Source organism: Pontibacter aydingkolensis, from assembly GCF_019443125.1.
Lineage (GTDB): Bacteria > Bacteroidota > Bacteroidia > Cytophagales > Hymenobacteraceae > Pontibacter > Pontibacter aydingkolensis.
On sequence record NZ_JAHYXK010000001.1, the window covers coordinates 261608 to 283561 of the forward strand.

At 44.9% G+C, this 21954-nt stretch carries 19 protein-coding genes; 14 read left to right on the forward strand and 5 right to left on the reverse strand.

Annotated elements, in window-relative coordinates; all coding sequences use genetic code 11:
* The 3 genes from K0O23_RS01125 to pnuC all read right to left on the reverse strand — a co-directional run.
* Positions 1-1323, reverse strand: a 1323-nt coding sequence (locus K0O23_RS01125; RefSeq protein ID WP_219875540.1) for a SprB repeat-containing protein, incomplete at its 3' end; no start/stop codon positions are given.
* Between the two features lie 644 nt (positions 1324-1967).
* Positions 1968-2144, reverse strand: a complete 177-nt coding sequence (locus K0O23_RS01130; RefSeq protein WP_219875541.1) for a hypothetical protein — start codon at positions 2142-2144, stop codon at positions 1968-1970.
* 134 nt (positions 2145-2278) lie between these two features.
* The gene (gene pnuC / locus K0O23_RS01135) at positions 2279-2908 is read right to left on the reverse strand and encodes a nicotinamide riboside transporter PnuC (protein ID WP_219875542.1); all 630 of its coding nucleotides are present in this window, start codon (positions 2906-2908) and stop codon (positions 2279-2281) included.
* A gap of 110 nt (positions 2909-3018) precedes the next feature.
* On the opposite strand from pnuC, the gene K0O23_RS01140 reads away from it, so the two are divergent.
* From K0O23_RS01140 to K0O23_RS01180, 9 genes are all read left to right on the forward strand, one after another.
* Entirely contained in the window at positions 3019-3336 is a 318-nt protein-coding gene (locus K0O23_RS01140; RefSeq protein ID WP_219875543.1) for a rhodanese-like domain-containing protein, read from the forward strand.
* 640 nt (positions 3337-3976) lie between these two features.
* A complete protein-coding gene (gene guaB, locus K0O23_RS01145) occupies positions 3977-5446 on the forward strand; it encodes an IMP dehydrogenase (RefSeq protein ID WP_219875544.1) in 1470 nt (489 codons plus the stop codon).
* Positions 5447-5969: 523 nt separating this feature from the next.
* On the forward strand, positions 5970-8033 hold the full coding sequence (locus tag K0O23_RS01150; protein WP_219875545.1) for a PP2C family protein-serine/threonine phosphatase: 2064 nt from the start codon (positions 5970-5972) through the stop codon (positions 8031-8033).
* Positions 8034-8052: 19 nt separating this feature from the next.
* A complete protein-coding gene (locus K0O23_RS01155) occupies positions 8053-8391 on the forward strand; it encodes an STAS domain-containing protein (protein WP_219875546.1) in 339 nt (112 codons plus the stop codon).
* The gene (locus K0O23_RS01160) at positions 8384-8794 is read left to right on the forward strand and encodes an ATP-binding protein (RefSeq protein WP_219875547.1); all 411 of its coding nucleotides are present in this window, start codon (positions 8384-8386) and stop codon (positions 8792-8794) included. Before K0O23_RS01155 ends, K0O23_RS01160 begins: the two co-directional genes overlap by 8 nt.
* A 164-nt stretch (positions 8795-8958) precedes the next feature.
* Positions 8959-11265: a peptidylprolyl isomerase gene (locus K0O23_RS01165; RefSeq protein ID WP_219875548.1), complete on the forward strand. Its 2307-nt coding sequence runs from the start codon at positions 8959-8961 to the stop codon at positions 11263-11265.
* A gap of 112 nt (positions 11266-11377) precedes the next feature.
* Positions 11378-12742, forward strand: coding sequence for a peptidylprolyl isomerase (locus K0O23_RS01170; protein ID WP_246596862.1), 1365 nt, complete (start codon positions 11378-11380; stop codon positions 12740-12742).
* Between the two features lie 6 nt (positions 12743-12748).
* Positions 12749-13714 carry an AAA family ATPase gene (locus K0O23_RS01175; protein WP_219875549.1) on the forward strand — a complete coding sequence of 322 codons (966 nt, stop codon included), beginning with the start codon at positions 12749-12751 and terminating at the stop codon, positions 13712-13714.
* A gap of 230 nt (positions 13715-13944) precedes the next feature.
* Positions 13945-14373 (forward strand): hypothetical protein, encoded by a 429-nt coding sequence (locus K0O23_RS01180; protein WP_219875550.1) that lies wholly within the window; start codon positions 13945-13947, stop codon positions 14371-14373.
* Between the two features lie 202 nt (positions 14374-14575).
* Here the strand turns inward: K0O23_RS01180 and K0O23_RS01185 are convergent, their stop codons facing one another.
* On the reverse strand, positions 14576-15445 hold the full coding sequence (locus tag K0O23_RS01185; protein WP_219875551.1) for an SDR family NAD(P)-dependent oxidoreductase: 870 nt from the start codon (positions 15443-15445) through the stop codon (positions 14576-14578).
* 159 nt (positions 15446-15604) lie between these two features.
* Here K0O23_RS01185 and K0O23_RS01190 point away from each other — a divergent pair, with 159 nt between their 5' ends.
* Complete coding sequence (locus tag K0O23_RS01190) at positions 15605-16237, forward strand: GNAT family N-acetyltransferase (RefSeq protein WP_219875552.1); 633 nt, start codon at positions 15605-15607, stop codon at positions 16235-16237.
* A gap of 45 nt (positions 16238-16282) precedes the next feature.
* Here K0O23_RS01190 and K0O23_RS01195 read toward each other — a convergent pair whose 3' ends face one another.
* Positions 16283-17434 carry a hypothetical protein gene (locus tag K0O23_RS01195; protein WP_246596863.1) on the reverse strand — a complete coding sequence of 384 codons (1152 nt, stop codon included), beginning with the start codon at positions 17432-17434 and terminating at the stop codon, positions 16283-16285.
* Between the two features lie 161 nt (positions 17435-17595).
* On the opposite strand from K0O23_RS01195, the gene recA reads away from it, so the two are divergent.
* From recA to K0O23_RS01215, 4 genes are all read left to right on the forward strand, one after another.
* The gene (gene recA / locus K0O23_RS01200) at positions 17596-18642 is read left to right on the forward strand and encodes a recombinase RecA (protein ID WP_219875553.1); all 1047 of its coding nucleotides are present in this window, start codon (positions 17596-17598) and stop codon (positions 18640-18642) included.
* 178 nt (positions 18643-18820) lie between these two features.
* The gene (locus K0O23_RS01205; RefSeq protein WP_219875554.1) at positions 18821-19630 is read left to right on the forward strand and encodes a DUF3108 domain-containing protein; all 810 of its coding nucleotides are present in this window, start codon (positions 18821-18823) and stop codon (positions 19628-19630) included.
* A 298-nt stretch (positions 19631-19928) separates the two neighbouring features.
* Complete coding sequence (locus K0O23_RS01210) at positions 19929-20618, forward strand: response regulator transcription factor (RefSeq protein WP_219875555.1); 690 nt, start codon at positions 19929-19931, stop codon at positions 20616-20618.
* A gap of 3 nt (positions 20619-20621) precedes the next feature.
* A complete protein-coding gene (locus tag K0O23_RS01215) occupies positions 20622-21659 on the forward strand; it encodes a sensor histidine kinase (RefSeq protein ID WP_219875556.1) in 1038 nt (345 codons plus the stop codon).
* Positions 21660-21954 lie beyond the last annotated feature (295 nt).

A 21954-nucleotide genomic window follows, 5' to 3' on the forward strand; every position in this document is an offset into this window, starting at 1 on the left:
ACCGTTGCTGGCAGTCCAGGCGTAGGTGTATGGGGCAGTACCACCGCTCGGAGATAAGTCAATCGAGCCAGTAGCGCCACCATAGCAGAGCACGTTCACGTGCGTCTCGGTAGCCGAAAGCGCCGCTGCCGGCTGCGTGATGGTCACTTCTTTGGTAGCACGGCAGCCGCCGGTAGTGCCATTGGCATCAGTGATGACAACACTATAAGTACCGGCCACCAGGCCAGACAGGTCCTGATCATCTTCCTGTCCTGTTGGTATCACACCACCGTTGCTGGCAGTCCAGGCGTAGGTGTATGGGGCAGTACCACCGCTCGGAGATAAGTCAATCGAGCCAGTAGCGCCACCATAGCAGAGCACGTTCACGTGCGTCTCGGTAGCCGAAAGCGCTACAGGCTCAAATATTGTTTCAGAGCCTGTACGTTCGCAGAATGGATCTGATGAGTCTTTTATCTTCCATGTGTATACAGTACCTGTTGTACTTCCTGAAAGATTTGAGACAGTATAAGGAGAAGTTATAGGTGTAGAGCTATAACCACCATCATTGAAGTTTAAATAATAAGGTCCTGTTCCACCACTAAAAGTCAACGTTATTGAACCATTTGCTGCGCCATTACAAGTAACATTAGTGCTTGTACTCTCAGCTGACAAACCTACACCGACCTCTAATAATGGTATAATTCCACATTTAGGATTAATCTTAGAAGGATCAAGTGGACATTGTCTGCCGTCATTTGTAGCGGCATCAGTCCAGGCTTGGTAGATGTTTGTTAAATTGAGCTCTGTCCCGCAAACGTACGGAATCGTCCCAGGTATATAATTTGAACCACCATTAAATGGCACTAGCTGCCCTGTCTGTGAATTATAGGTAAATATTTGTAAGTCTTCAAAAGTGGCTAGTTTAGTCCTGTTGGGTAACTGACTACCCGGAAGTATAGTAGCCTCACAACCAGTTATGTAGTAGACGATGTCATTTGTCAACGGATCATCATCTGTCATCACCAATCTGGCCCAGAAAGCAAAGGATGTTCGCAAAGACTCAGTATTGTTTCTAACACCCAAAGTTAAGGTCCCGTAGACAGTTTCACCTTCTGTACAGTCACAGTTGTCAAGCACTAAGTCTGCATCTACAACATCTAAGTCATTTGATGTACATCGCTCTGGAGCAGGCAAATTAAATACTGAACGCACTGTCTGTGCATGAACACTATTACTCATCATCAAAAAAACTGCCAGCACCACCATAGCATAACGCCATAGTAGCTGCAGCTGCTGCGAGAGAACGTTGCCCGTCCTACTCGTGTAACATGAAAAATTCTTCATAATTGTAAATGTTTTGTTGACATAAAAGTTTGTTTTAAGATTAGGGGTGTGAGCCTCAGGCTAAATGCTGCTTCCTAAATTGGTTAAGATGAAAAATGTCTGACTGTCACACCGCTATTGATTCTACAAAAGCTCAGAAGGGGCCAGGCCAAAAGCTGGCAAATAAGATTAAGGAGGCTGTGCAAGTATAGAGGCAATATGCAGACAGCCTGCCTTTTTTATAAGGCGGGTATTTTTCATGGATGCAGTTTTAGCAAGAGTTAAAAAATGGGCTCTAAGAGGGGAAAATTTAGAACCTTACAGGCTTAGCTAAATAAAGCTAGCCGGCAGAACAGGAAGCGTAGATTTGTTTAGAGAGTATTTGACGATTAGAATGTGAGTATCACATAAAAAGCCACAGGCAATTCAAGGAGGAGTAATTACCTTTTGTTCCTTTAGTTATCCCGCATAAACTAAATAACCAGGATATCAAGGCTATAACACAGGGTACAAAAAAGTCCTGATTTCGATAACCTTACTTTCTTTAACGAAGGCAATCAAAATCAGGACAAATTCAATATTTAATTAAAGTAAAGAGGCAAAAATAGAGGGTGAAAAAACTTACATTACAGGTTTAACGAAAATATAATTAGTACAATATAATATCAATTTTCTGAAAAACTGTAATCATAAAAGTTATAAACCTCCAACTCTGTTTCCACTGAGTCGTCGTATTGCTTAAAGCGCATTTTCTTAGGCGATTCGTCCGGCGACTCATAGCCCCATTTCAGACGGTTAACATACTTTAATTCTTCGGGTAATAGTAACTTCTTTTGCTTCATATCCTTTCACATTTAAGCGTTACACATACATCCCTCGAACGTAGGGTGTCAATCTAAAAATTACCTATATGTACGGATTGCATCTGCGGCCGGATTATGTTTATCTGCAGTATAAATAGTACAATTACATTTATTTAGGCAACAAGCTGCGCTTTTTTGTCCTCTTCCAGTGATTTTTTCCAATCACGGTAGCCTATTACACACAATATCAAAAAAATAAAGTACAACACACTGGTAATATACAGCTCTTTGTAAGTATACACGCCCACATACACTGTATCTACCACCAGCCATACAATCCAATTCTCCAGCCGCTTTTTGGCCATCATCCAATAGCCTATTAAACTTATTGCTGTAGTGGCCGAATCGGTGTAAGGGAGGTCGGCATCGGTGTAGTTCTCCAGGAAATAGCCCAGGCCTAATGTAAAAGCAGTGCCAAGTATGATCAGTACCAATAATTCCAGTTTACCTACACGCCCTACCTTGCGCTCAGTATGGCCTTTGCCCCCGTATAGCCACACATACCACCCATACAGGCTTGTAACTACATAAAAGGCATTAAGGCCCATATCGGCATAAAGGCGGGCATCGTAAAACACTACCACGTACATGGCAACACTCACAAGGCCAAGCGGCCAGGTCCAGACGCTTTGGCGGGCAGCCAGCCAAACGCCAATTACACCAGCCAGTGCGCCAATCAATTCAAACAGGCTCATGGCTTGCAGGGCCTGTAGTATATTTAGGGTGATAGTTGTTGTATCCATTGCGTAAAAACCAGCAGCGGCGATGCTGCAAAAAGGCTAATTCGTTGCTAAGTTTGTAAAATTAAATTAACTCTGCCAAAAACAAGCAATGCTTTTGGCTACTTACAGGTATGGACGAAATTACTGCAACAGAACTTAAGGAGCGGCTTGCCCGGAATAACAAGATACAATTGGTAGATGTGCGCGAGCCGTCTGAATTTGAGATATGCAACCTGGGCGGCGAACTTATACCTATGGGCGAACTGCCCAAACAGGCCAGCCGCATCCGCCGCGACATTCCGGTTGTCGTTATCTGTCACCACGGTTTCAGAAGCGCCCAGGCCATAAATTACCTTAACCAGCGCCTTGGCTACGATAACCTGCTAAACCTTAAAGGCGGCATACACGCCTGGGCCACGCAGGTAGATCCGGATATGGCGGTTTATTAATTCGTTATTGGTTGATCGTTGTTCGTTGTTCGAAATGTAGAGACGCAATACCTTGCGTCTTGTCAGCTATAAGACATTCTGTTTCAAGCCTTGAGAGACTTTAAAAGGCACCGCCTTGTAGCCAGCAAGACGCAAGGTATTGCGTCTCTACAAAACACGAACAACGAATAACCAATAACGAAACCTATTACCCTGTAGCAGACAAGACGCAAAATATTGCGTCTCTACATTCTCCAATAACCAATAACCCTCTCCCTGGCGCAAGTGTTAAGCGAAGCGTCACTTGTGACTATTAATGTAGGGAAGTCTCCCCTAAATGCTCAGGTACAGGTCAGACTTCCGTGAGCCATAATCTATTCTTTGAGATGTCTGCTATTGCGAACTTTAAAAGGCACTGCCTTGCAGCAAACAAGAAGCAAAGTATTGCGTCTCTACATTTCGAACAACGAATAACGATCAACCAATAACGATCCTCCGTTTCTACGTTTCCGAACAACAATTCAACCATTTAGCAATCTAACAATTAACTGTTATCAATCAATAATCCCGTATCTAATAATTTTCTTTCGCCTGTTGCAACATAGTCTCAACTATTTTTTGTAGTTTTACGCGGCAAATAACAACCCCTAATTTATTTGCCATGCTCTCTGAACAGTCAAGCATTTTATTTGAGGCGCTCACATACGATGACGTGCTTCTACTCCCGGCTTACTCCGAGGTACTTCCACACCAAACAGATACATCAACCCAGTTAACGCGCAATATCCGCATTAACATTCCGTTGATCTCAGCTGCCATGGACACCGTTACCGAAGCAGACCTGGCTATTGCAATGGCACAGGAAGGCGGCATCGGTATCATCCATAAAAACATGTCTATCAAGAAGCAGGCGGCTCAGGTACGTAAGGTAAAGCGTTCGGAAAGCGGCATGATCCTGGACCCGATCACCCTAAACGAGAAAGCTACACTAGGTGATGCTGTGCAGATAATGACCGAGAATAAAATAGGAGGCATCCCGATCGTAAACGACAATGGCCTGCTAACAGGGATCATCACAAACCGCGACCTGCGTTTCCAGAAAGACCTTACCCGATCAGTGTCGGAGATCATGACCAGCGGTAACCTGATAACGGCAAAAATAGGTACCGACCTGGCCAAAGCTGAAGATATATTGCAGGAGTATAAGATTGAAAAATTACCTGTGGTGGATGAGGATGGTAAACTTGCCGGGCTTATTACCTATAAAGATATCCTTAAAAAGAAAGACCGTCCTTTTGCCTGCAAAGACGAGTATGGCCGCCTGAGAGTAGGCGCCGCCGTAGGGGTTACGCCTGATGTCCTGGACCGGGTTAAGGCTCTTGTAGATGCCGGTGTAGACGTAATCAGCGTTGACACGGCACATGGGCACTCAAAAGGTGTACTGGAAGCCGTACGCAAAATAAAAGACACTTTTCCGAACGTAGACATTATTGCCGGTAACATTGCCACTGCCGAAGGTGCAAAAGCACTGGCAGATGCTGGTGCCGATGCGGTAAAAGTAGGCGTTGGCCCAGGCAGCATCTGCACTACCCGCGTAATTGCCGGTATAGGCGTACCGCAGCTATCTGCTGTAATGGAAGCAGCCAGAGGCCTTAAAGGAACAGGCGTACCTATAGTGGCAGATGGCGGCATTAAGTTTTCAGGTGATATTGTGAAAGCACTTGCAGGCGGCGCAAGCACCATCATGATCGGATCGTTACTGGCAGGCACTGAAGAGGCTCCTGGCGAGATGATCATTTACGAAGGACGAAAGTATAAAACCTATCGCGGCATGGGCTCTGTAGAGGCCATGGAGGAAGGCTCTAAAGACCGTTACTTTCAGGGCAACGAAAAGGACTCCAAGAAACTGGTACCAGAGGGTATAGTAGGCCGTGTAGCTTATAAAGGATTTGTAAATGAGGTGATATACCAACTGGTAGGTGGCATCAGGGCTGGTATGGGCTATTGCGGCACTCCTGGCGTAGAAGATCTGCAAGGGGCTAAAATGGTAAAGATTACCGGAGCCGGCCTCCGCGAAAGCCACCCACACGATGTGCAAATAACGCGTGAGGCACCAAACTACAGCCGATAGACTTTTATAAAAGTATAAATTAAAAACAAAGCGCCGCTGCACCATTACAATGCAGTGGCGCTTTGTTTTTAATTTCAGGATCAGGAATGCATGATTAAAGAGTATGTATGATAACCAGACAAGCGTTTTGCTGTAGGGACAGGTCGCGACCCAATGCTGACAACTTAAGCAAATTGCTCATCTGGATTACAAATCCAGATGAGCAATTATTGAAAGGATTTATGTAGGCAGTCTTGTTTATTCAAAATCTATTTTCATAACAGCGACTAACAACCTTACACCCGGCCATAGGCACCTTCAGACAAACAAATAAGCATAAGCACCTGTACTACAGCACGGTTACAAAACAAAGAATAAGTCACCACCATACATATTAACCAAAAGTATTATATTTACGTTATGCTATGTGTTTTGGAGCCATGCTTCGGCAGGTTAGCAAATTTTTTTATTACCTTTCATTATTATTGCAATCAAAAACACCTGTTAAGCAACGCCTTAGAAATTGGGTCGGGTTTTCCGTTTTATGCTATATAGAACAAACGCGAAATCTTTATTAGTAACTACAGCTATTATTAGCTGGGTACTGCTATTGCTTAATATTCTGATATCTGTAGAGGCAATTGACCAGCCAAATGCTGTTAAAGTCTCAATTCCTTTTGTAAATAACTTCCTGATCGTTATTTTCATCATCTCTGTTTTTCTTTACCAGAGGCTTAGTTCAGAAAACCTGAAAGGAATTGACTTTATAGGCTACCTCTGGCATTTATTCTCTAAGGCCGGCGTGGCGGCATATGTTAGTGTGGCTTTATACCTTGGCTACAAGCTAATCACAAACTACACGAATATCGAGTCGCCGTCGCTGCTGCACTTTGTGTACCAGATAAATTTCGGGTTGCTGGTTATCTTTCTGGCTAAGGCTTTTTACATCTGGCGGCAATTGCTGCTCTATCACAAAAACAAATTTCTGCAAATAGCCTGGGACTGGTTTGAGCTGCTGGTATTTGGCACATTACTGCTTACACTACTTAATTTTAACTACACCAGCTATATTTTTCTGCCCCTGCTGGCGCTGCTCAGCTTCTATGTTCTGTTTCTGTGCACTAACATGAAATGGGTAGCTTACCTCACGTTCAATAACAAAAGCAGGTCGCTGGTACTTTTGGGGGCTATTCTTCTCAGCTGCTACATCTTCGTAAACTTTTTCCAGCAAATGGCAGATAGCCCTAGCCTGGTAATTGATTACACGGATGTGGGATTTCTGCTGCTGGCTATGCTGTTTGTAGGGCTTTATACTTTGGCCGCTTTTCTGGTGTCGTTGTTCAGTTTGCCAACCTCCAGCGTGTTCGAGCAAAAAAGCGAAGACCTCCTCAACTTCCAGCGCCTTAGCCAGTCTATACAGCAGGGCCAGAGCGAGGCACAGGTATACGACATGCTTTTCGAAAGCACCATCAAAGCATCTGATGCAAGCGCTGCCTGGTTTGAGCTGATCCGGAACAGTGAGCCGCAGGTAACGCACCTGCTAAGTATAAATGCAGAGCAGATAACACGCATACGCCATTTATTGCTGGCCTACAATATCCAGAACATCGATTACATCAACAATAACCTGGACCGTAACCCCGGCTTCCGGGACCTTACGCTGCCCTGGAAATCGCTGATCATACTTCCGATCAAATCAAAAAAACACCTGTCCGGCAACTTATACTTGTTAAAAGACATTGAGCAGGGCTTCGATCGTGAGACTGTAAATGTGCTGCGTACTTTTACCAGCCAAACCATACTTACCATCGAGAACCTGCGGTTGGTAAGCGAGTCGCTGCTAAACGAGCGTTATAAGGAAGAGCTGAAGATTGCCACGCAGGTGCAGGAGAGCCTGATACCAAAAACATTCCCTACGGACAGCTGGTTTGAGATAAGCACGCATGCTGTAGCAGCAAAGGAAGTTGGAGGCGACTTTTACGATTTCCTGCAGTTAAGCGAGTCTCGGATTGCCATTATTATTGGTGACGTGTCGGGGAAAGGTATCTCGGCCGCCTTCCATATGGCGCAGATGAAAGGCATTTTTCATGGGCTGATGCAGCAGGACATGCCTCCAAGCGAGTTTATGAAGCAGGCCAACAGCGCTCTGAGCCGCTGCCTTGAGAAAACCTCTTTTATTACTTCTGCGCTATATATAATTGATTACAGGATGAAGGGGTTTATGTTTGCGCGCGCAGGCCATTGCCATACTTTATACTATAACTCAATGATGGAGGACGTGTTCTACTTCCAGACAGATGGGTTAGGACTAGGCATTATACGCGACAAAAGCTACAATAACCATGTGCGCGAGATGTATTACGACTACAACCCGAACGATGTGATGGTTATTTACACGGATGGTATTGTAGAAGCCCGAAGCCTAGAAAACGAAGAATATGGCGAAGACCGCTTAAAGTATATGCTCACACAAACTTACCACCTGGAGGCCGAGGATATTAAATGTGCCATCATTAACGACCTGGAGGAATTTACCGGGCCAGGCAACCTATATGATGACCAGACGTTGCTTGTTATTAAATTTAAACCTACTCAACCTAACGAATAACCGACCCGTAAATAAGCCGATGAAAATTACACAAGAAATCAAAGAAAGCACCGTCATTATGACCCTGGACGGTGAACTGGATGCCAGCTCTTCTGTTATACTTGACGAAGAGTTATCTGATCCTGAAATAATGAAATACAGCAAGATACTGGTTGATTGCGAGAAGCTGAATTACATCTCTTCTGCCGGCCTTGGCGTGTTTATTTCGCACCTGCAGCGCTTCGAGGATGCCCAGATCAAATTAATTTTTTACAATATGCAGGACAAAGTGCGCAACGTATTTGAGATATTAGGTCTTGATCTGCTCATGACCATCGTATCAGATTACGAGGAGGCAAGGACTGTTTCAAATGAATAACTCGATTCGGGTAAATTGTACTAAGAAAAACCTTAAGCTAATACGCGACTTTGTGGTGGAGTATCTGCGTGCCTATGCACTATCAGATATCATCACAAACCAGATCGTATTAGCAGTGGATGAGATATGCGCAAACCTCATTATCCACGCCAACCATGAGAACCCGGATAAGTTTATACACCTGGCCATACACCAGCAAAAAGAGATGCTAAAGTTCGAGATATCGGACAACGGCCTCGCTTTTCAGAGGTCTAAGTACAAAGAGCCAAACATAGAAGAAAACATCAGGATGGGAAAGAAAGGAGGCGTAGGTATAGCCCTTGTAAACCGCATCATGGATAAAGTTGAATTCGAATCGAACGACTCTCAGAACGTATGTGTTCTCTATAAAAAAATTAAATAAGCCGCTTACGCACACTTTTCCAGTACATTAGCCGTTATCCGGAACAAAACCGCATGCAATTGGATTATAGTTATACTTTTTGCCTAATCTGTCAGAAAATTTAATTAAAATTGCATGTTCTGAGTCAGATCAGCTATACTCAATAGTTTGTATTCAATCAACTTATGCGCAGCAACCACTTACTTGTTGCAGCCGCCCTTTTAGTGGCCGGATGCACTGCAACCAAGAAGAACGATTCCAAAGAACCAGCCATCGCTACATTAGGCACCGAGCCTATCTCCACAACGGAGTTCCAGTATGTTTATGAAAAGAACAATGCTGGCAACGATGATGCCTACACCCGCGAAAATGTAACCGACTACCTGAACCTGTACACTAACTTTAAGCTAAAGGTAAAGGAAGCCGAAAGCCGTGGCCTGGACACCACCATGGCCTTTAAGCGTGAACTGGAAGGTTACAAAGAGCAACTCGCTCAACCATACTTATCTGAAAAAAGCGTAACCGACCAATTGGTGAAACAGGCATATGACCGCCTCAGCCAGGAAGTAAACGCATCGCACATACTGCTTACGCTACAGCAGGATGCAGCACCAGAAGATACGCTGGCGGCCTATAATAAAGCTGTTGAGCTACGCCAGCGCGCCCTGAGTGGCGAGGACTTCGGTAAACTGGCACAAGCCCACTCACAGGACCCTTCTGCAGCCGATAACAAAGGTAACCTGGGTTATTTTACATCGATGCAAATGGTATATCCATTTGAAGATGCGGCTTATAAGACTCCTGCAGGGCAGATATCAATGCCTGTTAGAACTCGCTTTGGTTACCACTTAATTAAAGTGAATGACAAGCGCCAGGCACGCGGTGAGGTAAAAGTGGCTCATATTATGGTGCGCGCTACACCGGGAATGCCTAAGGCCGACTCGCTGGCAGCCAAGCAACGCATTGATGCTATTTACAAGCGCCTGCAGCGAAACGAAAGCTGGGATAAACTGGCAGCAGAATTCTCTGAAGACGCTAACTCTGCCCAGAACGGTGGCGACTTGCCATGGTTTGGCACGGGCCGTATGATCCCGAATTTTGAGGATGCCGCCTTTGCTTTGAACAAAGAAGATGAAATTACGAAGCCGTTGCTTACGCCTTATGGCTGGCACATTATTAAACTGATAGACAAGCGCGGCCTTCCTCCTTTTGAGGATATGGAGCAGAACCTGCGCAACAAAATAGCTAAAGACTCCCGCTCTGAATTAAATAGGGCTGCGTTTCTGAAGCGCATTAAAGCCGAAAATAACTTTACAGAGGTTGCTGCTACCAAAGCCGCCGCACTCAGTAAAGCAAACGCAGAACTGCTGCAGGGCAAGTGGAGCTACGACACCAACGACAAAACGCTTAACCAGCCACTTTTCACGATTCAGGGCAAACCTTATACCGTAGGCAATTTTTATACTTTTGTAAAAGAACAGCAGCGCCCACGCACTACCGGCACCCCTGAGTATGCCATGAGCACGCTTTACGATGCCTATGTAGACAAAAGCCTGGTAGAGTACGAAAGAGCAAACCTGGAAAACAAGTATACAGACTACAGAATGCTGGTAAAAGAGTACCACGACGGCATTTTGCTGTTCCAGTTAATGGACGAGAAAGTATGGTCTAAGGCTGTGGAAGACTCTGTTGGCCTTAAAGCATTTTTTGAGCAGAATAAAGAAAAGTATAAGTGGGGACCGCGCGTGCAGGCAACTGTGATAAGTGCAGCTAATAAGGACCTGCTAAACAAGGCGCAGCAGCAACTGGCTACCCGCCGCTACCCGGTAAAGTCTGCTAACCTGCCCGATATACTTTTTGAGCAGAACAAAGCAGAGCTTACAAAAGACGCATCGCTAAAGCTAAACGAGTTTGCAGAGATACTGAAAGGCAACCCATCTTTATCTATTGATGTGAATGGGCATGCTGATGCACGCGAGGCAGCAGCAAACCAAAATATTTCAGACCTGCGTGCGCAGCGTGTGGTTAAATATCTTACCGAAAAAGGCGTGCCTGCCGCGCAGATAAAAGTAAATGCCCTTGGCAAGACAAAACAGGCCGGCCCTGATAATACCGAAACTGGCCGCCGCCGCAACCGCCGTGCATCGTTTGCACTGTACTCATCAGACGTAAATGCCCTGGCAGACAACCTGAACGCCAGCAACCCGCTTGATGTGCAGATTACGGAGAAAAAATTCCAGAAAGGCGAGAACAAAGTGCTGGACGCTGTTAAATGGGAGAAAGGCACTTATACTTTGCAGCAGAATGGCCGCGAGTACCTTATTATTATAGACGAGGTGCTGGAGCCAGCTTACAAGCAGCTGAACGAAACACGCGGGGTAGCTATCTCTGATTACCAGAACTACCTGGAGCAGCAGTGGGTAAACCAACTGCGCGAGAAGTACCCGGTAAAAGTTAACGACGCTGAAATAGAGAAATTAGTCAGGAAATAAAACTGCCTGGCTGGTCGTTTTTCTGCTACGGAAAAAGCAAAACCTGAAACTCAGAATAAAGCAGTATCTTGCACGTTGTTTTAGCAGCGTGTTTCAAATTAGTATTACAACCTTGAGAAAGACAATCAACTTTGGCAAACTGGCCTTTGTAGCAATTTGCTTTATCATTTCCTCACTTTCTGCAGTAGCGCAGGTACCCGTGCAGCGTAAAGTAGATGGTATAATAGTTAAAGTAGATAACCACATCATACTTCGCTCTGACCTGGAGTTTAGCTACCTGCAGTACCTGGCACAGTCTAAGCAACAGCCTAACGAAGCTTTAAAGTGCGACATACTGCGCTCTATGGTACAAGACAAGCTTCTGCTTGCCCGCGCTGAGATAGACTCTGTGGTAGTTGACGATGCCATGGTAACAGACCAGCTTAACCGCCGCATCGATTACCTTACCGCGCAGGTGGGAGGCGTAGAGCGCCTGGAGCAATACTACAACAAGAGTATAAAGCAGCTTAAAGATGAGTTGCGCAAAACGGTAAAGGAGCAGATGGTGGCCGAGAAAATGCAGCAGGAAATTGCAGGCAAGATCAAGGTTACACCAAAAGAGATCAAACGCTACTTTAACAACATCCCAACAGACAGCCTGCCATACTTCTCCAGTGAAGTAGAACTTGCCCAGATCGTAAAATATGCCCAGGTAAGCAAGCAGCAGAAACTGGCTGCCCGTCAGAAACTTGAAGAACTGCGTAAGCGTATCGTGGCCGGAGAAGACTTTGCCGCACTAGCTAAACAGTATTCCCAGGACCCGGGTTCTGCGGCAGCAGGTGGTGAGCTTGGCTTCTTTAAGAAAAAAGAGCTGGTACCAGAGTATGAGGCTGCAGCAATGCGACTGGAGCCGGGCCAGATGTCAAATGTAATAGAGTCGCAGTTCGGGTTTCACCTGATACAACTGATCGAGCGTAAAGGCCAGGAGTTTAACACGCGCCACATTCTTATAAAGCCAGAAACAGCTACTGTAGACGTTTCCTCTGCCGCTGCCGTTTTGGATAGCGTGCGTACGCTGATACAAAACGACAGCATCACGTTTGCAAAAGCCGCTAAAGAATACTCCGACGACAAGCAGACCAAAGACAATGGCGGCACTATCACAAGCCGTGCCACAGGCGACATGTACATCCCGATGGACCAGGTTGATCCGTCTATCTTCTTTGTGATCGACACAATGCAGGTAGGCGAGATATCTAAACCGATTCCCTTCCGTACGGAGGATGGTCAGGAAGCTGTTCGTATCATATACCTTAAATCGAAGTCGAAGCCGCATTTAGCTAACCTCCAGGACGATTACCAGAAAATAGCTAACGCGGCACTAAACCAGAAGAAGGGAAAAGCCGTTGATGATTGGTTCAGGAAGAACATCGATACCGTATTCATTGAAATTGATCCGGAGTACCAAAATTGTAATGTTCTTGAACTAACCCAATAAAAAACTATGACGCAGTTCTCCTCTGACAAAGAAGCAGCAGACGCACTATACGATGCTTACCGCACCCTAACCGCCGAAATATCGAAGGTTATAGTAGGCCAGGAAGAAGTAGTAAGATTAGTACTCACAGCTGTTTTTTGTCAGGGGCACTGCCTCCTGGTAGGTGTTCCGGGGCTAGCCAAAACGCTTCTGATCCAGACCATCGCCAACTCCCTGGACATGTCCTTTAGCAGAGTGCAGTTCACACCCGACCTCATGCCTTCTGATATTGTAGGTGCAGAAACACTGGACAAAGACCGCAACTTCAAATTTATCACCGGCCCTGTTTTTGCAAACATTGTACTGGCCGACGAGATAAACCGTACTCCTCCTAAAACACAGGCAGCTTTATTGGAAGCCATGCAGGAGCATGCTGTAACCGTTGCCGGCCGCAAGTATGACCTGCCACGCCCCTTCTTTGTGCTAGCTACCCAAAACCCGATTGAGCAGGAAGGCACTTACCCCCTGCCCGAGGCACAGCTGGACCGTTTCATGTTCAACATCACGTTGGGCTATCCAAGCTACGAATCTGAATTGCAGATCGTAAAAAACACTACTGGCGCTGTCATCACACAATTGAACAAGATACTGCACGCCGACGAGATCATTGCTTTCCAGCAGTTGGTGCGCCGTGTGCCTGTAGTAGATAATGTAGTGGAGTATGCCGTGCAATTGGTACACAAAACCCGCCCGGGCCAGCCAATGGCTTCGCAGCAGGCAAATCAGTTCCTGGAATGGGGCGCGGGCCCAAGAGCATCGCAGCACTTAATAGTTGGTGCTAAATGTAACGCCATCCTCAACGGAAAGTATAGCCCTGACATTGAGGATGTACAGGCTGTTGCCCTACCTATACTTCGCCACCGTATTGTGCGTAACTTTAAAGCTGAGGCAGAAGGCATTACCGAAGAGCAAATTATCCGGGAGTTGCTGTAGGCAATTTTGAATGAGCGAATGAGTGATTGAATGAATACCTGACAAAAACTCTTCTGCAACTGAACTTCGCGTAAATTATAGACTAAATTACATTTTACGCAAAGGCATTATAAAGAATTTCACTCGCTCATTCACTAATCCACTCATCCACAATTTGAATTCATTGCAATTCAATCTTAATGGTGTAATTTTGCACCCGTTCAATTTTACTCACATTACCCTAGATACTTATGGAGGCGGCTGCTTTATACTTTCGCTTTAAAGATAACCTGGCAACTATAGCTGGTGCACTTAACAGCAAACTGGAAGTGCGCTCAATGCCATATAACACTTCTATTCCGCTCGAGATCGATTTACTGGCCGACGTACTTCGCCTGCACGGCTTGGATTTTCAGTCTACCACTCCCGGAGCTACACGTTTGTTTGATTTTCAGCAGTGGTATGCGCAGAACGAAGAGCAGGTAAACAACATAATGCAACGTGTACTGGAGGATAAGAGAGCTTACATGAAAACGGCAACCGGCACTGTGCTTCAGAAAGAAATGCTTTACCGCCGCCTGGAATACTTTAAGGAAACTGCTCATACATTGGAGGTCATGATGACGCAGCAGCAACTGCACAGCCCTAAGCATTTCAGCTATCCGTTTTTGGGAAAATAAGTATAGTTTATACTTTAAGTGATATAAACAGCCTCTGCCATAAAAGTATGGCAGAGGCTGTTTGATTTCTGGCGCGGGTATCCAACCCGTGAAGTTAAGTGCGTGCGAGTCTCCAGACTCGCTTGTTTTATAGCTAGCTTGTTGGTATATCAGACACTCGCAGGACCTCCGCACGCTGCGAGGTCTAGAGTAGTACTTCTTCCTAGTTCCTTATTTCTGTGTGCCCATCTTTAGAGTGTTTCAGTTCCAACTCTCCATCTGGCTGGTCTTTCATACTTGAGTCGGCCTGACTGCCAACACCACCTTTTGCTACGGTAATACCGCCATCAACCATATATAATGCACCAGTTACGTAAGATGCCTCATCCGATGCCAGGAACAAGTATACATTGGCTACTTCTTCGGGTGTGCCCCGGCGTCCCATGGGTGTGGCTTCTTTCATGGTCTTTACCATTTTGCTATCCATCGGCCCGGTACTGGCGTGGGTCCAGGCGGTATCGATGGGGCCTGGGCCTACCAGGTTGCAGCGCACACCGAACTGTGCCTGCTCTACCGCAAGTCCTTTCATAAAGGCGTGCATAAAACCCTTTGTTCCACCGTAAGGTGCGTTTTGGGCAATACCTATTTTACCAGCCTCTGAGCCCGCGGACACAATGTTGCCTTTAGTTTTGTGCAGCTCCGGCAGTGCAGCCTTACTCATCACAAATGCAGAGCGAAGGTTATTCTTTACCATGTAATCAAAGGCTTCTTCAGAATAGTCCTGCAACATATTTACCTCCGGAAAAACACCCGCATTATTTATCAGGATATCCAGTTTGCCAAATTCCCTTACTGCCAGTTTAACACAGCTTTCTGCTTCTCCCATCACAGATAAGTCGCCGGTGTACCCCAAAGCAACTTCACCTTCTTTTTGGATCTCTTTCACTACTTTCTCTACAGGGTCTTCGGGAAAACCGGCAACTACTACACTGGCGCCTTCTTGTGCAAATTTCTTGCAAATGGCCTCGCCAATTCCTGAGCCACCGCCGGTTACAATGGCTACCTTGTCTTTAAGTCTGTTTCCTGTTATCATTTTGGTTTGTGTTAATGTGTTGCTTACTACTAACGACAAAATGCTAATGCAGTTAAAGAAGAGGCATAATAACATAGGAGTCGCACATTTTACCATAGTTAGCGTATGACTGAACATAGCCCTTACAAACAAAACGTCTGATTTAAATAACCTGCCACCATGAGTATTTTACACGAATCCTTGCCCGATTCTTTTGAAGAAAGAATTGAAACAGAACACCTGATTTTGCGCCCTTACCAGGAAGGTGATGAAAGTGACTTTATGCGCCTGCTGCAGGAAAATGCTGCTATACTTAACCCTGCTTTTGGAGGACGGCTGGCACGTGTTCGCGCCCTCGATGATGCACGTACCCAGGTTAAGCAGCTGCGCACAGAGTGGGATAACCGTAAAGTTTTTGATTTTGGAGTATGGATGAAGCCATCCAAAGAATACATCGGCGACATTGCCCTGAAGAATCTGGACCACCGCATACCAAAAGCAGAATTGGGTTTATACTTTACCAGTTGGCCAGATACGCGCGAGCAAGCCATTGAGGCGCTTCAGGCTATACTTAAATTTGCGTTTGATACGCTGGCCCTAAACAAAGTATACATGCGTTGCACAGCCTCTAACTTATGTTTTGGCGAGTTGGTAGAGGATATCGGATTTCTGAAAGAAGGAGTTATGCGCAGCGATTATAAAGGAGCAGACTCCGATGAGTTACTAGACCTGATTTACTATGGTATGACACGCCAGGACTATGAGCACATGCAGCAGCACGAGGAAGAGACCAACTCTACAGCCATGGCTTAATTTACAATAAGTGAATGAGTGGTTCTGTGAATGAGTGAATGTATTTTAGCGCCGCGGTTTGGCTACAAAAAAGTCTGTATCGAAAGTAAGGTAAATAGAGTTTGCGAACTCCAGTTTTGGATCATTAAAATTGATGACAGGCTCTAGTCTTAATGTTAAGTGTAGGTCATCGATTATTTCAATGTCTTTCATCAATCGCAGAATAAGCAGCTCCTGTTCCTCTTCCAGGTAATCCGGGTATTTAAAAGTAGTAGAAGCAGATTGAAATAGTTTGCCACCAAGCTCTGTAATATAGCCATTGCCTTTCCAGTAGCTTAGCATTACATCCTGGTACTTTGTATCGGCGCCAATGTTTAAGTATACCCCATGCCCCTGCTCATAAGGCAAGCGTACAGTGTTTGAGAAATCTTTAAAGCCAAGTATATAGTTTTTGGTGTAAAGCCGGTGCAACACTTTGCGGTTATACTTTTTCTCCAGTTCCAGGCCAATAGCAATATTAGCAACTGTAAGCAATGGTAGATCAGAGGCATCAATCTGGCCACCTTTGTGCTGTGCTGTAAACTGAATGGGCAATGTAAGCTTTATACTATCAGCGAGAATTCCTCTTCCCTCCTGATGCAGTAGTGTAAAAGCAGTTACAGCACCACCGTCTACTTGCTCCTGATCGTCTTCGCCGCGGTACAGCATATTAGACCAGTTTAGCCAGGCGTTAGCTTTAAATCGGTGGGTTTGCACTTTATACTGCAGTCCGTTTTCCAATCTGTTAAGTATAACCCGTTCAAAATCGAAGAGGGGCTCAATATAGCCATGTGCCAGGTTGCCCTCCAGTGTGCCAAAGGTAAGGCTCCAGTTCTCTTTCAATAGCTTAACTGAGAAGGTGGGCGCAATATCTTCGTAACCGGAGCTACCAAAGTCCTTCCATAGAAAAACACCGGCATCTATACGTACTGTTGGCGCCGGTTGGTAAATGAGTTTCGGGTTTAAATGATAGCCAAATAAAGTATAGCCGTCTGCAATCTTATTAAAGTATTCGTTGTTCTTGGAGAAGCCAAAAGCGTAAAGGCCAAATCTAATTTCATTAGCATTTTCGGGTTTAACCGGTATGGTTTGGGTTAATACCCGGTTGTTTAACTGCCCATAGCACAAACCACTACTAAACAAGCACGTAATAGCGAAAACAAGCTTAAAAAAGCGCATAAAAAGTCTGCATAAATGGGACAAAAGCACTGCTGCCGTTGTTATAATCAGTCGGCAGTAAAGAGCTAAAAATTTTAGTAAAATAGTTATTGGCTTTCTTGCAAATAGCTGTCGAAAGTAGTAATTTCACCTTCAATATAAAGCAATTTAATTAAACACACATGAGCGTAAGCAACGAAAAACTTAAGGCCCTGCAGCTGACTATGGATAAGCTCGACAAAACATACGGCAAAGGAACCGTTATGAAGTTGAGCGATAATAAAGTAGAAGATATTCCGGCTATCTCTACAGGCTCGCTTGGGCTTGATATTGCTTTGGGTATTGGCGGTTTACCACGTGGCCGTGTCGTAGAGATCTACGGACCGGAATCATCAGGTAAAACCACTCTTACCATGCATTGCATCGCCGAGGCCCAGAAAAAAGGCGGCCTGGCAGCTTTTATTGATGCAGAGCACGCATTTGATAAAGTATACGCCCAGAAACTTGGCATTGATACTGAAAACCTTTTAATCTCTCAGCCAGACAACGGCGAGCAGGCACTGGAGATCGCTGATCACCTGATCCGTTCTGGTGCTATCGATATTATTGTAATTGACTCTGTTGCCGCCCTGGTACCGAAAGGTGAACTGGAAGGCGATATGGGTGACAGCAAAATGGGTCTTCAGGCACGTTTGATGTCTCAGGCGCTTCGTAAGCTTACTGGCACGATCAACAAAACAGGCTGTACATGTATCTTCATCAACCAGCTCCGTGAGAAAATCGGTGTGATGTTCGGTAACCCGGAGACAACTACAGGTGGTAATGCACTAAAATTCTACGCTTCTGTGCGTCTGGATATCCGTCGTATTGGCCAGATTAAAGAGTCTGCTGATAACATTACAGGTAACCGTACCCGCGTTAAGGTTGTGAAGAACAAAGTAGCGCCTCCGTTTAAAGTGGTTGAGTTTGACATTATGTATGGCGAGGGTATCTCTAAAGTAGGTGAAATTCTTGACCTGGGCGTTGAGCTTGGTATCGTACAGAAGTCTGGCTCGTGGTTCTCTTATAACGGAGACAAACTTGGCCAGGGTCGTGATGGCGTGAAGCAGATCCTTTTAGACAACCCTGAACTACAGGAAGAGATCGAAGGCAAGATCAGAGCCATTGTAAAAGGTGAGCCTGAGAAAGTAGCCGCTGCCCTTGACGATGCAGCCGCTGCAAGCGAGTGAACACTTTTCCCAAACTATAAGTAAATATAAGGAGCTGCATAATGTAGCTCCTTTATTTTTTTAACCTGATAATGAATTGATTTGCTCCTGAGAACTGTTTAACTTAGTGACTAAACAGCAGTTGGTATAAATCTTGTGTAAAGCAGCTTATACAACTAAGTTTAAGCTAATGTTGATTATGAAGAAGTTATTCCCGATTATACTTTTAGTAATGGCTATTACCTTTGGTTTTGTAACTAAGGATAGGATGCGCACTATACCTAACGAGAGCTTCTCGTCTGGTGAGGTATTAAAGTATAAAGTACACTATGGCCCAATTACAGCTGCAGATGCCGTAATTGAAGTATCGCCTAACCTCCACACCATAAACGGAAGGCCTTGCTACCGCGCTACTGTAACAGGCAAAACCAACAGCTCTTTTGACCTTTTCATCAAAATACGTGATACCTGGCAGTCATATATAGATACGGCAGCGCTTGTGCCGCAACGTTCTTTCAGAAACATAGAAGAGGGCAGCTACCGTAAGCGCGAAACCGTAGACTTTAACCATCACAACAACACTGCTTTTGTAGAGAAAAAGAAAAAGAACAAGGATAAAGAGTCTAAAAATTACAAAATACCCGCTAACGTGCAGGATATTGTAAGCGGCTTTTACTACATGCGTACTTTTGATTATGATAAAATGCGTGTAGGCGATAAATTTAACATACAAGGCTTTTTTGACGAAGAGACCTTTAACATGGAGGTAACTTATCGTGGCAAAGAGGTGGTTAGCACTAAAGCTGGTGATATAAAAGCAATTAAGCTTACACCCAAAATGCCTAAAAACGAGATGTTTAAAGATGGTAACTCAATAGCTGTATACTTATCAGACGACCAAAACAAGATTCCGGTGCTTATACAAGCCGAAATGTTTGTAGGCTCGGTTAAGGTAAACCTTTACGAGTATAAAAATTTAAAACATAAAATTTTGCTAGCGCAGAATTAACAGAAGAAGCCAGTTACTAGCTGGCTTTTTTTATGCCTGAAAGTATGGGTGCGAAGTATAAATTTATACTTTTAGCAGATTTCTAAAACAGCTTCTGACCACACATCGCTTAAGGGGCCGAATGTTAAGAAAGTATTAAGATTTGATTAGCAGAGTTTAAATTATAACAGTAGTGGTATATTTGCTATGCAACAAAGTAAAGCCGGAAACAAAACGCCGGCTTAGCTTAATACATATATAGTAACTTTGTGCCAAAGGGCACTGGGTATACCTTATCGAAACACTAATCCAGAGATTTGTGCAAACAGCAGCAAACTACAAAGTTTTAGTGGTAGACGACGATCCGGATATCGTAGAGCTACTACAGTATAACCTGGCCCGCGAAGGGTATGATGTGTCTGTGGCTGACAATGGTAAAAAAGCAATAGAGGTAGCACAGGATACAAAACCAGATGTTATTCTAATGGACGTGATGATGCCTGTACTGGACGGAATCGCGGCCTGCCGCCAACTGCGCGAAATGAACGACTTCCGCCATACGCATATTATTTTCTTAACTGCGCGTGCCGAAGAGTTCTCTGAAGTAGCTGCTTTTGAAGCTGGAGCCGACGACTTTATTACCAAACCCATAAAACCACGTGCACTTTTAAGCCGTCTGGCAGCCTACACCCGCCGCGAAGCGCAACAGGATGAGCAGAACCAGGTAATTGAAGCAGGCGGCCTGCGCATAGACCGCGACAGTTTTGCTGTATACAAAGGTGACGAAAAGATTACCCTTCCTAAAAAGGAGTTTGAATTACTTGCCTTTTTGGCAACTACCCCAAACAAAGTATACACGCGCGAAGAGCTATTGAACAACGTATGGGGAAATGATGTTTACGTGATAGCCCGCACTGTAGACGTGCACATTAGAAAAGTGCGCGAAAAGATCGGAGAAGACAATATTAAAACCATAAAGGGAGTGGGCTACAAGTTCAATACCGACTGATAGATGAATTTAAACTCCCGTACGCTTACACTTTTAATCTCATTGGCGGTGGCTTTGGTGCTCACCGCCTTTCTTGCTTTAGCCAGCTACTTCTCTTCCGAAGGGTTTAAAGTTGCGCTGGTTGTTGTTTTTATCAGCTGCTTTTTGCTGGTATACTTCTCTTACGAGGCCCTTATACTCCGCGAGATCAAGAATATTTACTCGAGCTTGGAAAAGGTAAAGAAACAGGATTTCAAGAGGGTAGAGAGCAAATCTATTTTCACGTCCGACCCCTTAACCAAGATAAAAGACGAAATATACCTGATAGCAGAACGAAAGCAGCAGGAAATTGACGAATTAAAAAACCTGCAGGTAATGCGCCGTGAGTTTTTGGCAGATGTATCGCATGAGCTAAAGACGCCAATATTTGCTGCGCAGGGCTTTATTCATACACTGCTTGATGGCGCCATGGACGACCCGAATGTACGTGAACGCTTTCTGCACAAGGCAGCCAAAAGCCTGGATGGCCTGGATGCCCTGGTGCAAGACCTGATCAGTATTTCGCAATTTGAAAAGGGTGTGGTAAAAATGGCCAAGCGCAATTTTAATGCAGAGCAACTGGTGCAGGAAACATTTGAGCAATTGGAGCAAAAAGCATCACTGCATAATATAACCCTACACCTCGAAACCAGCACAAACCAACCGGTAATGCTTTTCGCAGACCCAAACCGTATGCGCCAGGTATTCATTAACCTGATAGACAATGCCATAAAGTATGGCCGAAAAGGGGGTAACATTTGGGTAATGTTTGACGAAGGTCGCAGGAAGTATACCGTAACCGTTAAGGACGATGGCAAAGGCATTGCCCAGGAGCACATCAACAGAATTTTCGAACGCTTTTACCGCATCGATAAAAGCCGCGCCCGCGATACCAGCAGCACCGGCCTCGGCCTAGCCATTTGCAAGCATATTGTAGAAGCCCACAAGTCGTTTATTGCCGTTAAAAGCGAGGTTGGCAAGGGTACTACGCTACGGTTTAAGCTGCAGAAAGCAAAAGCTTAGTTTTTCGTTATTGGTTGTTCGTTGTAGAGACGCAATACCTTGCGTCTTGTTTGCTACAGGACAACACATCTTCCGTGATTCTCACCTTATACTTCAGACCTACCCAAGCAGGAAACAGAATGTCTTATAGCAGACAAGACGCAAAGTATTGCGTCTCTACATTCGAACAACGAATAACGATCAACCAATAACGGTATTGCGTCTCTACATTTCGAAAAACCAACAACAATCAGCAATTAAAATCAGTATCTTTGCAGCCTGCATGGCAGTAAGTATAGCCATGCAATTTACAAAG